Source organism: Mesorhizobium sp. M7D.F.Ca.US.004.01.2.1 (assembly GCF_003997785.1).
GTDB classification, from domain to species: Bacteria; Pseudomonadota; Alphaproteobacteria; order Rhizobiales; family Rhizobiaceae; genus Mesorhizobium; species Mesorhizobium loti.
In genome coordinates, this window is sequence record NZ_RZRQ01000187.1 from 1 (window position 1) to 12,066 (window position 12,066).

The following is a 12,066-nucleotide window of genomic DNA, read 5'->3' on the forward strand; positions in this document are numbered from 1 at the left end:
GTCGTCGGGTTTTCCTGCGCAGCGAAAGCCAGGCCGTAGGCATCCTGCATGGCCGTCCGGCCGATTTCGGCGGCTGATTTCTGCGTGCTTTCGGCGCCGGTCACCGGATCGGCGCCGCCAAGCCGCGCCGTCAGGTCGGGCGGTGGCTGTGGCTGTGCAGGGATATCCGAGCCGGTGGCAACAGCATCCGCGCTGTTTGCCGCGGCGGGTGCATCGGCCGGTTTTGTCTCGCCTTCGACATAGGGGGCCGGATTGAGCGGGATGAGGTAGCGCGCCGGCGCCCATCCGCTGGCCTTCGGATCGTCGGATTCAACCTTGCACCACTGATGGCCGTCAATGTCGTTGCAACCGAGATTTTTCACACGCGCACCACTGGCCAGGCGTGTCTCGGTCTTGCCGATCGGCGATGGCTTGGTGCGGAGATTGAGAAGATCGTCCGGCGCCAGGCCGGTCACGATGGAGATGACGAGTTCCGGCGCCTCTTCGGCCATCTCTTCAGCCATAGTGGGGGCAATGGCCAGCCATGCCGCCATCAGCAGCGGCACAGCAATCAGCGCATGCAGGGTTGTTCGGAGCGAAACTGTGCGCCTCATCATTTGGCCGTGCGCGGATACTCAAAGACACCATGCCGCGACGGATCGAGCCCGCCGCATGCCCGGCCGGTTTTATAAGGGACGACGCGCCGCCATGTAAGTCCGAAAATTCGACCGCCGTTTCGCCTGTGCCAGCCCACCCACCAGACGGTGAGCCAGTTCAGCCGGGCGGCACGAACGCGGTGCGTTCAGCCTGAGGCATGAGCAAGCTCAACCTGACATAAATCCGGTCCTGAGCCCGTGAGCCCATTCCGGCCGGCCCGCTTGTTCGGCCTGTCTGGCCGCGGCCTCATGGTCGTAGTCGACGGCGATGGCCTCGAAGCGGTCGGGCCGGTCGCCACCACCCAAGGTGACGATGCCATAGCGCGCATGCGGCGAGCCCTGTTCGGAGACATGCGCCGGCGGCGTCGAATCGTCGTAGGCGGGGCAGCCGATGCTGCCCGGATTGAAGATGACGGGACCATCGGGGATGCCGATCAGTTCCGGGCGGTGGCTGTGGCCGCACAGCGCGATGCGGTAGGCGGGGTCGAGCACCTTCAGCCGGCGCCGGATTGCCGCCAGCGGCGCGCGCACCAACTGGCCATTGACGATCGTATCGGCGAGATATTTCTCGTCGTGGTCGGGGCGGGCGTGGAAGGCGATGACGCCGGGAGTGATCTCCAGCGTCAGCGGCTGGGCGAAAAGCGCCTGGCGCTGGGCCTCGGTCAGCCGCTCCTGCGCGTAGACATCGGAGGCCCACATGGTCTCATCGGCCGGGTCGGCGGCGACGCGGCGGTCGTGGTTGCCGCGCACCGTCGGCAGGTTCAGCGCCTGCAGCCGTTCCATCGTTTCACGCGGCCACAGCGGGCCGGAAACGCTGTCGCCGAGATTGACGGTCAGATCCGCGCCGCCGCGCAGACGCAAATCCTCAAGCACGGCGTCCAGCGCCAGCACATTGCCATGGATATCGGCGAGGACGGCGATGCGCATAAGGGGAGCTCCGTGGATGAGGCAGCGTTTCCTCTCCCTGTTTCGCGGGGGCGAGGAACGCCCTCAGGCGTGGATTTCGATATCGTGGCCGCCGACCGCCGGCAAAGCGGGATCGTCGCCGGCGGCGGCGATGACGCTGTCGAGCAGGCCGGGGAAGCGGGCGTCGAGATCGGCGCGGCGCAGCGTGATCATGCGGTTGGTTCCGACCACCTCGGCGCGGGTGACGCCGGCCTCGCGCAGTTTGGCCAGGTGGTAGCTCAGATTGGTCTTCGAGCCGAGATCGAGGAACTGGCTGCAGTTCAGCGGCACGCCTTGCTTGCTGGCGAGATAGCGCACGATGGCGAGCCGGGTCGGGTCGCCGAGCACGCCAAGCACGATCGGCAGGCTGATCTGGTCCGTATTGGGGTGTGGCAAGGTCATGGCTCGAAACTAAGCACAGTCGGGGCCGATTTCAACGCATCCGTCCTTTTGTGCCCGTACACACTGTTTCTCCGCTTCGCGACCGTGCTGACCGACCGTGCTGACACAGGGCTGTCAGGAGGGTTCTGCTATTTTCGCCTGACTTCATTGACATCATGCCCTGTTATGTCCAATTGTTCAATAACTTTTGAACTAAGGATATCAGCCATGGACAAGCGCCTCTTCTGGCTTGCGCTCGGATCGTTCACGATCTCGACCGAAGGCTTTGTCATCTCCAGCCTTCTGCCCGATATCGCGGCGGACGCCGGCATCTCCATTCCGCTGGCCGGCACGCTGATCACCGCCTTCGCACTCGCTTACGCGGTCGGTACGCCGATCCTGGCGACGCTGACCGGCGAATGGGACCGGCGCCGCGTCATCCTGTGGACGCTGGTGTTCTTCGTGCTCGGCAACATCGCCGCCGCCCTGAGCTCCTCCTTCGAACTGCTGCTGATCGCGCGCATCGTCATGGCGCTGTCGTCGGGCCTGTTCGCGGCAACCGCGCAAGGCACCGCGGTGGCGCTGGTCGATGACCATCACCGGGCGCGTGCCATCGCCGTCGTCGTCGGCGGCACGACAGTGGCCGTTGCGGTCGGCGCACCGCTCGGCGCCCTTGTTGCGGCCTTCGCCGGCTGGCGCGGCACCTTCTATGCCATCGCCGGGCTCGGTGCGCTTGCCGGTGCGATCCTGTGGTACCGACTGCCGCAGGGCATCGTTGGCACCAGGCTGCCCTTGAAGCGCAGGCTGGCGGCTGCGATGCGTCCAGGCGTGATGCCGATCCTTTTGACGACAGTGCTGGCGCTGATCGGCGCCTTCACCGTCTTTGCCTATGTTGCGCCATTGGCCATCGAGGGCGGCGGGCTCAGCCAGATCGCGCTGCCCGGCATGCTGCTCGCCTTCGGCGTCGGTGCCGTCATCGGCAACATTGCCGGCGGCCAGGCAGCCGATCGGTTCGGCGCGACGCATACCGTTGGCTGGTCGCTGGCGCTGAGCGCCGCCATGCTGGTCTTGCTGTCGGTCATACCGGCCTTCCTGCCGCACCATATTGCCGGGCCGGCGCTGATGGCGATGATGGTGCCGTGGGGCATCGTCGGCTGGGCGTTCCCACCAGCGCAGGCGAGCCGCATCATCAAGCTGGCGCCCGATGCCGCCCCGATCGTGCTGTCGCTCAACGCCTCGGCGCTCTATCTCGGCGTGGCGCTGGGCGCCGTGGTCGGTGGTGCGGTGCTGCGCTACGGCGCGCCGGCCGATCTCGGCCTAGTCGCTGCGATCTTCCCGATCATCGCGCTGGGCGTCGTACTGGCCGGCCGCTGGGTGGCCCGGCCGGCCGCCATGCCGGCTGAGTAGGTCCTGTTGGCAACACCGGCCCAACGCCTCAGGGCGTGGCCGGCGGCAGATCGAAATCCAGCGCGGCGATCTCATCGAGAGCCGCGCGCAGCCTTTCCGCCTTGTCGTTGCCGGCCACGTCCTCGAAACGCTGCTGGGCGATGTGCCACAGCTTCATCGCCTCATCGAGCTTGACCAGACCCTGCGGCGTCAACCGCACGCGCTTGATGCGGCGGTCGTCCGGGTCGGCGAAGGTCTCGACATAGCCGTCGCGGATCAGCGGCTTCAGCGTATGGCCGAGCGCCGACAGGTCCATGATCAGCGACGCGGCGATGGCGCCCATCGCCGGCTCGTCGCCGATATGGATCTGGTAGAGCAGGCCCTGCTGCGTGGCCTTCAGGCCCGAAGGAGCCATGACATCATCATAGAACTGGCCGAGCTTGCGCGCCGCTCGACGCAGCATAGCGTTGTTGCAGAGGGTCAGGCCGGGCAGGGTGTCCTTTGACATGATGGGTCCTTGGCGCCGACGAATGATATCCGGCCGCTGCCTCCCAAATAATCCTCGTTGCGATCATTGACAAGATAGTGGCATATGCCTATTTCCAAATTAGTGGTATATGCCACTAATTGAAATCAGATGGCTTTGCCGGTAAGGCGAGGGTGATTGCCCACGGTGCCGGCGGCCAGGTCGAAACGAAGCAAATCAGTCGAACAAGGAACAGGACAATGAGTGGACAGAGCAACAAGGGCACGGCGGTCGTCACCGGTGCTTCGGCGGGCATCGGCGCGGTCTATGCGGACCGGCTGGCAGGGCAGGGCTACGATTTGGTGCTGGTGGCGCGGCGCGCCGACCGGCTGGAAGAGCTGGCCGAGAAGCTGCGTTATGCCTACGGCCGCAAGGTCAGCGTGATCAGCGCCGATCTCGCCGACGACAATGACGTCCGCCGCGTCGAGCAGGCAGTATCAGCCGACGAGAGCGTGACGCTGCTGGTCAACAATGCCGGCATTGGTGGTGCGCAGGTGGTGGCGACGGCAGACGCCGATGCGGCCGAGCGCATGATCAAGGTCAATGTCATCGCCTTGACACGCCTGACCCGCGCCGTGCTGCCGGGGTTTTTGGCGCGCAACCGTGGCGCCGTCGTCAACATCGCCTCGGTGCTCGCCTTCGACACCTCGTTCGGCGGCATCTACAGCGGCACCAAGGCCTATGTCGTCAACTTCACCGAGGCCCTGCAGCGCGAGGTCGCGGGTACCAAGGTGAAGGCCCAGGTGGTGCTGCCCGGCGCGACCCGGACGGATTTCTGGGAAATTGCCGGCAGCGATATCGACCAGCTTCCGAAGGAAATCATCATGACGGCCGACGATCTGGTCGATGCCGCACTTGTCGGCCTGGCCAAGGGCGAAGCCGTTACCGTGCCGGGGCTTGCCGACGCCGCCAAGCTCGACACGTTCCTTGGCGCACGGCTGGCCTTCTACGGCAGCCTGCACGCCGACAAGCCAGCGGCACGCTACGCGGCTTGAAGCAAGGCGTGGCGGTTGGCATTACGCCGACCGCCACATCGGGACGATCGAGGCGGCCAGCACCAGTGCCAGCACGATGTTGAGCGCGCGCCATTGCCATTCGGTCTTGAGCAGCCGGGCAAGCAGCATGCCGGCCACGCACCACAGCGACAGCGAGGCGGCGGCCGCGAGGCCGAAGGTGGCGCCGAGCAGCAGCGCGAGTTGCATCGGCCCGCTGGCCAGGGCCGCGAACGAGGCTGCGGCGCCCAGCCCCATCGCCCAGCCCTTGGGGTTCATCCATTGGATGCCGGCGCCGCCGAGAAAGCTGTTCGGTCTGGCCATGGTCACATCCAGATTGGGCGGTCCGCTGCGACCGATCTTGATCGCCAGCCAGACGAGATAGAGCGAGCCGATGACCTTCATCGCCAGCTGCAGCGAGGGCACGGCAAGCAGCAGGCCGGCGAGCCCGGCCGCAGCGGCACCCGTCACCGTGGCAAGGCCAGCGGCGCTGCCGACCAGCAAGGGCACGGAACGGCGAAAGCCGAACTGCGCGCCGGACGCGGTCGACAGGGTCGTGGCGATGCCGGGCGTGGTGGTGGCAACGATGGCGAAGAGGATCAGTGGGATGATGGGCTCAAGCATGCGGCGTCCTCTGTGAGAGGGCTGCCATCGTAGCCGCGCACCAACTTCAGTAAATGCAATGTTTGCTATGGTCAGCATTAGTAAGCATAATGCCAGCCATGATCCGAAATCTCGACATGGCGCTGATCCGCACCTTCGTGACCGTCGCCGACAAGGCCAGTATGACGGCGGCGGCCAACGCGCTGCACCTGACGCAAGGTGCTGTCAGCCAGCAGGTCAAGCGGCTCGAGGAGGCGCTCGGTTCCAGCCTGTTTGAGCGCGATCGGCGCGGCTTGCGGTTGACGCGTGCCGGCGAACAGCTGTTCGGCAAGGGCAAGCGCCTGCTTGGCCTCAATGACGAGATCTGGGCCGAAATGGCAGGTACGCCGATGGCCGGGCAGGTGCGGCTCGGCGTGCCTTACGACCTTGTCGGCACCTTGCTGGCGCCGGTGCTGAAAACCTATGCCGAGACCTATCCGCAGGTCGAGATATCGTTGGTCTGCGCCTCGTCGCCGGAACTGACTGCTGCCCTTGCGGCCGGGACCATCGACCTTGCGGTGATCGAGGAACGCGTCGGTCCGTCGGCGGGCGAATGCCTTGCCATCGACCGGCTGGTCTGGGTCGGCGCCAAGGGCGGCGTTGCCCGCGCCAAGCGGCCGCTGCCGGTGTCGATCGTCGCCGACACCTGCGCTTTCCGCCCAGCGGTGCTGGCGGCGCTCAGCGAGCATGGGCTGGAGTGGCGCACGGTGTTCGAAAACGGCAACATCGACGCGACGACGGCGACGGTGCGGTCGGACCTTGCGGTGACCACCTGGCTGGCCTCCACGGTGCCGGCCGATCTCGACATATTGCCATCTGAGTCAGGCCTACCGCCGCTGCCGAATTTTGCCATCAACCTGCATCTTCCGAGGCATGGGGTAGGCCCGGCGGCGCAGGAATTCGCGCGGCATATCCGCGAGGGGCTGGCACGGCGGCCGCAGGCGGCTTGAACGCTTCGCTCCGCTGGAGCACCCCTCATCCGTCTCGGCGCTGCGCGCCGATCCACCTTCTCCCACAAGGGGAGAAGGCAAGATTGCGCGCATGTCCCTGCCAATTACCGACGTTAAAGATTGGCCGAGCCACATGCCCCAGGCTCCGCCTTCTCTCCTTGTGGGAGAAGGTGGCCGAGCGAAGCTCGGTCGGATGAGAGGTGCTCCAGCTTGGCGCCACGCTTCGGCAGTTCCACTTCCAGTTCTTGCGCCGCTCGATCTCGGCGTCGGATGGCTCGCCTGTGACAAACGACCCGGTCTTGATCTCGCTGGATCGTTCGTAGGTCGCCATGATGACGCCGGTGCTGGAGGCCTGCGACTTGATAAGCTTGAAGGCGGCCGGCATCGCGCCATCGCCGAACAGCCGCTTGCCCTTGCCCAGCAATAGCGGGAAGATCATCAGCCGGATCTCGTCGATCAGCCCGTTGGCGAGCAAGGTCTGGATCAGATTGCCAGATCCCTGGATGAGCAAGTCAGGTCCATCCTCCTGCTTGAGGCGGCGCAACGTCGCGACGATATCCGGCCCAAGCGATTGCGTGTTCTGCCAGGTGAGAGTGTCAGGCCGATGCGTCGCCACATATTTGGTCGCAGGGTTGAAGGCATCCGCGATCGGATCTTTCTGATACGGCCAGTACGCGGCGAAGATGTCGTAGGTTCTGCGGCCGAGCAGCAGGGCGAAGGGTTTGGAGAAGAGTTCATCCATTGCCACGCCCGCCACCTCGTCAAAGTAGTGGAAGGTCCAGCCGCCGAACTTAAAGCCGCCGACCGGGTCCTCTTCCGGACCGCCGGGCGCCTGCATGACGCCGTCGAGGCTGACGAATGTCGCAGCGATGATCTTTCTCATTCCAATCTCCCGTTTCTTCAACCCACGCCGTCGTGGCCGGACTTCAACCCAAGGACGGGCGACCGCCTACCGGTCCGACAGGACATGTGAAATTTTGGCAAGCCACCGTCATTTGCGAGGTCCGGTGCGCGGTCTGGCGTCGAGACTTTTCGACGAGAACCAGACATCGCCGAAGATGGCGGTGGCGGTGCGGTCCGGCGCCTTGTCCTGCACCAGCCAGATCGAGCGGCTGCTCGCGGCCTGCTCGCGCGTCGGGATCGTCGCCGCAGGGTCGGCAATCGAGGCGCCGACACAGGGAATGAACCACGATCGCATGAACGGATCGCAGGCGAAGCCGTTTTCGGTGCGGGTCACCATCACCGCCAGCGGGACGCGCTCGGCCGGGCGCCAGGGAAAGATCATGCGGCCGCGTGGCCGCAACGCCTTCAGCCACCCAGCCGGCGGTGCAGCAACGCCCGCATTGACATAGATGATGTCGGATGCCGGCAACGGCGTCGTCACGGCATCGCCATGGACGACCGTTACATTGCCATAGGCTTCGAGATTTTGTCGCGCGAGATCGGCCAGCTTTTCGTCGAGTTCGAAAGCGGTGACGGTGCCGCTGGGCGACACCAGCCTGGCCAGCGCCGCGGTGTAGTAGCCGGTGCCGGCGCCGATATGGCAAACGGCTTCGCCGGGTTTTGGTGCGAGCTTTCCGATCCACATGGCGTGCAGGAACGGCTCGCCATTGTTGATGCCCTTGTCGTCGTCGAGCGCCACCAGCACGTTCTGGTAGATGTGGGCCGGATCGGCGCTCGGCGTCGTGACCTTGCCGTTGCCGGCGATGATCGTCCACGGTCCGGGACCGAGAAACGCTTCGCGCGGCACTTCGGCGAAAACCGTCTCCAGGCGCGGATCGGGCGAGGAGGCGTTGGCGGCCATCAGCCGCGCGTAGAATTTCCTGATGTCTTCGATCCGGGTCATGATGCCGGAGAACATAGCGCGGATTGCCGATTTGTCGCGAGGCTACCCTCTGCGCAGAGGGCAGCCGGCTCTCGGCGAGGCGGCGCTCAGCCGACCCCGAATATGGTATCGTAAAGCAGCTTGAAGTTAAGCACCAGGATGATCGCGGCAACCACCCAGGCAAGGGCTGCGACGCCGCGCGGAATGGCGAGGTTGCCCATCTTCTTCTTGTCTGAGACGAACTGTACCAGTGGGACGACCGCGAAGGGCAACTGCATCGACAGGATCACCTGGCTGAACACCAGCAACTGGCCGGTGCCCTTTTCGCCATAGAGCGCGGTGACGATCACCACCGGGACGATGGCGAGGCCGCGCGTCAGGAGCCGGCGTGCCCAGTTGGGAATGCGCAGGCGCAGGAAGCCTTCCATGATGATCTGGCCGGCAAGCGTTGCGGTCACCGTCGAGTTCAGGCCGGATGCCAGCAGAGCGACGGCGAACAGGATCGATGCGATGCTGAGGCCGAGCAGCGGCGACAGCAGCTCGAAGGCCTGGCTGATTTCGGCGACATCCTGGTGGCCGGTGTTGTGGAAGGCGACTGCCGATACGATCAGGATCGAGGCGTTGACGAACAAAGCCAGCATCAGGGCGATGGTCGAGTCCGTCGTTGCCCATTTGATGGCGTCGCGCTTGCCCTTGTCGGTGCGTTCATAGGCGCGGGTCTGCACGATCGAGGAGTGCAGATAGAGATTATGCGGCATGACGGTGGCGCCGATGATGCCGATGGCGATGTAGAGCATCGCCGGATTTGTGACGATTTCCGACGACGGCACGAACATGGCATGCAGGATCGAGCCGGCCGGCGGGGCGGCGACGAAGATTTGGATGGCGAAGCAGCTGAAGATGATGATCAAAAGCGCGATGACGAAGGCTTCGAGATAGCGGAAGCCCTTGTTCATCAGCAGAAGCACGAGGAAGGCGTCGAGCGCCGTCAGCATCGCGCCGCCGATCAGAGGAATGCCGAACAGAAGCTGCAGCGCGATCGCCGTGCCGATGACCTCGGCCAGGTCGCAAGCGATGATGGCCAGCTCGCAGGCGATCCACAGCACGAAGTTGACCGGACGCGGATAATAGGCGCGGCAGGCCTGGGCAAGGTCGCGGCCGGTGGCGATGCCGAGCCGTGCTGCCAGCGCCTGCAGCAGGATCGCCATCAGGTTGGACAGCATGATGATGAACAGCAGCGTGTAGCCGAACTGCGCGCCGCCGGCGAGGTCGGTCGCCCAGTTGCCTGGGTCCATATAGCCGACCGAGACCATGTAGCCGGGACCCATGAAGGCGAACAGGCGACGGAACCAGACGCCCGAATTCGGCACCGCGATGGAGGAATTGACTTCGCGCAGGCTGGGCTGTTCGTCCTCGTCGGGCCCGGCGAACCGCCATGAGGAACGGGAGGCTGTGGCTTCGGCTTCGGACATGAGGGGAGGCTTTCCGCGAAACTGGGCGATGTTCCCTTAAGCTATGCCATGGCTCAACATTATGCAATATGCTATATTTCATTGTTCGTGCTTTTTATTGAGCTGCTGCCAATGTGCGAAAGGGGGCAGGCGGTTGCGCCTGTGGGGGAATGCAAATAAACGGCCTGAAGAATCAGAGCCCGTGCTATAAAAGCAGCGACGGCTAAAACTCCGAGGAGGAGCGCGTAGTGGCGCTGAAGAACAGACCAGTCCCGCGCGAGCCACTGCCTGACGCCAACGTCCATTCGGAGGGCTTCCGGCAGACGCGCGAAGCGCGCCGCAGCGCGCTTGTCGAGGACTATGTCGAGTTGATCGCCGACCTGATCGAGGACGGCAACGAGGCGCGCCAGGTCGACATCGCAGCAAGGCTTGGCGTTGCCCAGCCGACCGTGGCCAAGATGCTGAGCAGGCTGTGCGCCGACGGTCTGGTGTCGCGAAAACCCTATCGCGGCGTGTTCCTGACCGATGCCGGGCGCAAGGTCGCGGAGGAAAGCCGCATCCGCCACCACACGGTGGAAGCCTTTTTGCGCTCGCTCGGCGTCAGTGCCGAAACGGCGCGCATCGATGCCGAGGGTATCGAGCATCATGTCAGCGCCGAGACGCTGGAAGCTTTTCGGAAGGCGATGACGGCGGCGCGCTGAGCCGCACCCGCCGCCGGATTTCCACTGCCTCCGGAACCCTCGCACGCCAAGCACGTTGCTTCTGACACCCGCGCAAGTCGCGCGGCAAGGGAGGAAGCGATGGGCGTTGAACAGGCACCGACCGCAAAGGGCAAGCAAGCGGCCAAGGGACTGAAACAGGCGGCGGCGAAGGACGAGCGCAAGACCGAGGCCGAAACCGGCCATCCGCTGAAAAAGGGCGCGGCGCGTTTCGAGGAGCGTTCGAAGAGCTCCGACGGCAAGAGTGCCGGCGCCAAGCAGAAAGATTAGACGTCTGTCAGGCCGACGTCAGCGGTTTTGGGTGAAAGCCGTCGGTCGAGACGTGGTGGCGCTTCAGCAAACCGTTCTCTCACTCACGGACATCCTGCACCCAGCTGCGCGGGTGGCCGTCGACGCGGAACTGGAAGATGAAATAGGGCGGGATGCAGGTGCCCTTGCCGGCTTTTGCTTGCGCCAGATCGTCATAGCCTGCCGTGCAGATATAGTCCTCGCGGCAGGGATGGGCCTTGTCGCAGGCGCGCAGGCCGGCGGTCTTGGTGAACTCCCTGGTGCAGAATTTGTGGTCCTTGCCCGACGCGACACAGTCGTTGAAGCCGGTCTTGGCCAATCTGCCGCACGTCGCCTCGTCGGGAAGCTTGTCGCAGCTTGCCTTGCGCAGCATGCCGCCGGGAAAGCCGCCGGTCTTCTGCCGCGGATTGTCGTAGCGCTGGCGCGCGGCACCATAGCCGGCGAGCTTCACTAAGGGTTTCTTGTCCCTTGCCGGGTCGATGGCGCAGGCCTTGGCGGTGGCCGGCGACAGGCGGCAATACTGGTCGTTACCCCAGGTCGACATTTTGATCTCGCCGAACTCGACGGGATCACCTACCGCCGTGCCGGCCTCGCTGACGCAGGTGCCGAAGCCCGGATGGATGGCGCTTTCATGGACGCCAGCGCAGCGCAGGCCCGCGCCGCAGCTCCAGTCCTTGAAGCTTGGATCCTCGCCGCGATAGCAGATCGAGCCCCAGCCATTGTAGAGGTCGGTGCCTTTCAGCGCCGCGGCATATTTCGCATCAGGTCGGGCGGCGAAGCCTCTGACGAAATCCGGATGGCCGCCGGCGGCGAACTGCTCGACGATGGCGCGGCGGCGCGGCAGGTCGGCGAAGAAGACGGCCGAGCCCGGCACGAAGACGGCGTTGCGGCGCGGCTCGCTGGCCGGATCGGCGCCGGTGTAGTGGAAACCGGCTATGCCATGGGTCTGATGGCAGCCGGTGCAGCTCATCTCGTTGAGTCGCAATTCGAAGCCGGCCACCGACTTGATGGTCGAGAGCGTGTTGCCTTTGGCGACATAGTCCCTGAGCGCCTTGTCGATGTCGGCGTCGTCGACCAGCCCGTAGGCGATGTTGTTCTGCGACCGGCTCAGCCCGCCGGGTGCAACGGAGACGGCGCTCTTGGCCAGGAATTTTTCGTCGATGACCAGCCGGCCATGATCGAGGTCGTAGATGTTGCGGTCGGTGAGCAGCCATTTGGTGAAGGACGGCTTGTCGGCCAGCACGGTGGCGCGGTCGATCTGGTTTTCCATCTTCGCTTCATAGAAGCTGGACGTCGCCGGATCCCATTTGAAGATCTTCAGCAGAT

General features: G+C 64.8%; 12 protein-coding genes and 2 pseudogenes. 5 read left to right on the plus strand and 9 right to left on the minus strand.

The features are described 5' to 3' along the window. From EN993_RS22590 to EN993_RS22600, 3 genes are all read right to left on the minus strand, one after another. Positions 1-596: SH3 domain-containing protein (locus tag EN993_RS22590; protein WP_164757762.1), on the minus strand; the 596-nt coding region annotated here is incomplete at its 3' end. Between the two features lie 207 nt (positions 597-803). Further along, on the minus strand, positions 804-1,562 hold the full coding sequence (locus EN993_RS22595) for a metallophosphoesterase family protein (RefSeq protein WP_127264860.1): 759 nt from the start codon (positions 1,560-1,562) through the stop codon (positions 804-806). Positions 1,563-1,625: 63 nt separating this feature from the next. Then, the gene (locus tag EN993_RS22600; RefSeq protein WP_109659972.1) at positions 1,626-1,982 is read right to left on the minus strand and encodes a helix-turn-helix transcriptional regulator; all 357 of its coding nucleotides are present in this window, start codon (positions 1,980-1,982) and stop codon (positions 1,626-1,628) included. Positions 1,983-2,189: 207 nt separating this feature from the next. Between EN993_RS22600 and EN993_RS22605 the strand changes: the two genes are divergently transcribed. Further along, a complete protein-coding gene (locus EN993_RS22605) occupies positions 2,190-3,368 on the plus strand; it encodes an MFS transporter (protein ID WP_109659974.1) in 1,179 nt (392 codons plus the stop codon). 28 nt (positions 3,369-3,396) lie between these two features. On the opposite strand, the gene EN993_RS22610 is transcribed toward EN993_RS22605, so the two are convergent. Beyond that, the gene (locus EN993_RS22610) at positions 3,397-3,855 is read right to left on the minus strand and encodes a MarR family winged helix-turn-helix transcriptional regulator (protein WP_109659977.1); all 459 of its coding nucleotides are present in this window, start codon (positions 3,853-3,855) and stop codon (positions 3,397-3,399) included. 218 nt (positions 3,856-4,073) lie between these two features. Between EN993_RS22610 and EN993_RS22615 the strand changes: the two genes are divergently transcribed. After that, positions 4,074-4,868, plus strand: coding sequence for an SDR family oxidoreductase (locus EN993_RS22615; protein ID WP_127264861.1), 795 nt, complete (start codon positions 4,074-4,076; stop codon positions 4,866-4,868). A 21-nt stretch (positions 4,869-4,889) separates the two neighbouring features. Here the strand turns inward: EN993_RS22615 and EN993_RS22620 are convergent, their stop codons facing one another. Further along, complete coding sequence (locus EN993_RS22620; RefSeq protein WP_127264862.1) at positions 4,890-5,489, minus strand: LysE family translocator; 600 nt, start codon at positions 5,487-5,489, stop codon at positions 4,890-4,892. Positions 5,490-5,587: 98 nt separating this feature from the next. Between EN993_RS22620 and EN993_RS22625 the strand changes: the two genes are divergently transcribed. Further along, positions 5,588-6,457 (plus strand): LysR substrate-binding domain-containing protein, encoded by an 870-nt coding sequence (locus EN993_RS22625; protein ID WP_127264863.1) that lies wholly within the window; start codon positions 5,588-5,590, stop codon positions 6,455-6,457. A 235-nt stretch (positions 6,458-6,692) separates the two neighbouring features. Here the strand turns inward: EN993_RS22625 and EN993_RS22630 are convergent. The 3 genes and pseudogenes from EN993_RS22630 to EN993_RS22640 all read right to left on the minus strand — a co-directional run. Next, positions 6,693-7,340, minus strand: a pseudogene (locus tag EN993_RS22630) (dihydrofolate reductase family protein); the annotation flags it as partial. Positions 7,341-7,448: 108 nt separating this feature from the next. Beyond that, positions 7,449-8,303, minus strand: a complete 855-nt coding sequence (locus EN993_RS22635; protein ID WP_164757763.1) for a protein-L-isoaspartate O-methyltransferase — start codon at positions 8,301-8,303, stop codon at positions 7,449-7,451. An 86-nt stretch (positions 8,304-8,389) separates the two neighbouring features. Further along, positions 8,390-9,754: an Nramp family divalent metal transporter gene (locus EN993_RS22640; protein ID WP_109659987.1), complete on the minus strand. Its 1,365-nt coding sequence runs from the start codon at positions 9,752-9,754 to the stop codon at positions 8,390-8,392. A 227-nt stretch (positions 9,755-9,981) separates the two neighbouring features. Between EN993_RS22640 and mntR the strand changes: the two genes are divergently transcribed. Both mntR and EN993_RS22650 read left to right on the plus strand, forming a co-directional pair. Continuing rightward, positions 9,982-10,434, plus strand: coding sequence for a manganese-binding transcriptional regulator MntR (gene mntR / locus EN993_RS22645; protein ID WP_109659988.1), 453 nt, complete (start codon positions 9,982-9,984; stop codon positions 10,432-10,434). A 99-nt stretch (positions 10,435-10,533) separates the two neighbouring features. Further along, positions 10,534-10,722, plus strand: a complete 189-nt coding sequence (locus tag EN993_RS22650) for a hypothetical protein (protein WP_109659990.1) — start codon at positions 10,534-10,536, stop codon at positions 10,720-10,722. Between the two features lie 79 nt (positions 10,723-10,801). On the opposite strand, the pseudogene EN993_RS22655 reads toward EN993_RS22650, so the two are convergent. Further along, positions 10,802-12,066, minus strand: a pseudogene (locus EN993_RS22655) (hypothetical protein); the annotation flags it as partial.

Bases quoted from the DNA above. Each gene is read 5' to 3' on its own strand.
- EN993_RS22595 (WP_127264860.1), bottom strand. From the start codon at position 1,562: ATGCGCATCGCCGTCCTCGCCGATATCCATGGCAATGTGCTGGCGCTG.
- EN993_RS22600 (WP_109659972.1), bottom strand. From the start codon at position 1,982: ATGACCTTGCCACACCCCAATACGGACCAGATCAGCCTGCCGATCGTG.
- EN993_RS22605 (WP_109659974.1), top strand. From the start codon at position 2,190: ATGGACAAGCGCCTCTTCTGGCTTGCGCTCGGATCGTTCACGATCTCG.
- EN993_RS22610 (WP_109659977.1), bottom strand. From the start codon at position 3,855: ATGTCAAAGGACACCCTGCCCGGCCTGACCCTCTGCAACAACGCTATG.
- EN993_RS22615 (WP_127264861.1), top strand. From the start codon at position 4,074: ATGAGTGGACAGAGCAACAAGGGCACGGCGGTCGTCACCGGTGCTTCG.
- EN993_RS22620 (WP_127264862.1), bottom strand. From the start codon at position 5,489: ATGCTTGAGCCCATCATCCCACTGATCCTCTTCGCCATCGTTGCCACC.
- EN993_RS22625 (WP_127264863.1), top strand. From the start codon at position 5,588: ATGATCCGAAATCTCGACATGGCGCTGATCCGCACCTTCGTGACCGTC.
- EN993_RS22635 (WP_164757763.1), bottom strand. From the start codon at position 8,303: ATGACCCGGATCGAAGACATCAGGAAATTCTACGCGCGGCTGATGGCC.
- EN993_RS22640 (WP_109659987.1), bottom strand. From the start codon at position 9,754: ATGTCCGAAGCCGAAGCCACAGCCTCCCGTTCCTCATGGCGGTTCGCC.
- EN993_RS22650 (WP_109659990.1), top strand. From the start codon at position 10,534: ATGGGCGTTGAACAGGCACCGACCGCAAAGGGCAAGCAAGCGGCCAAG.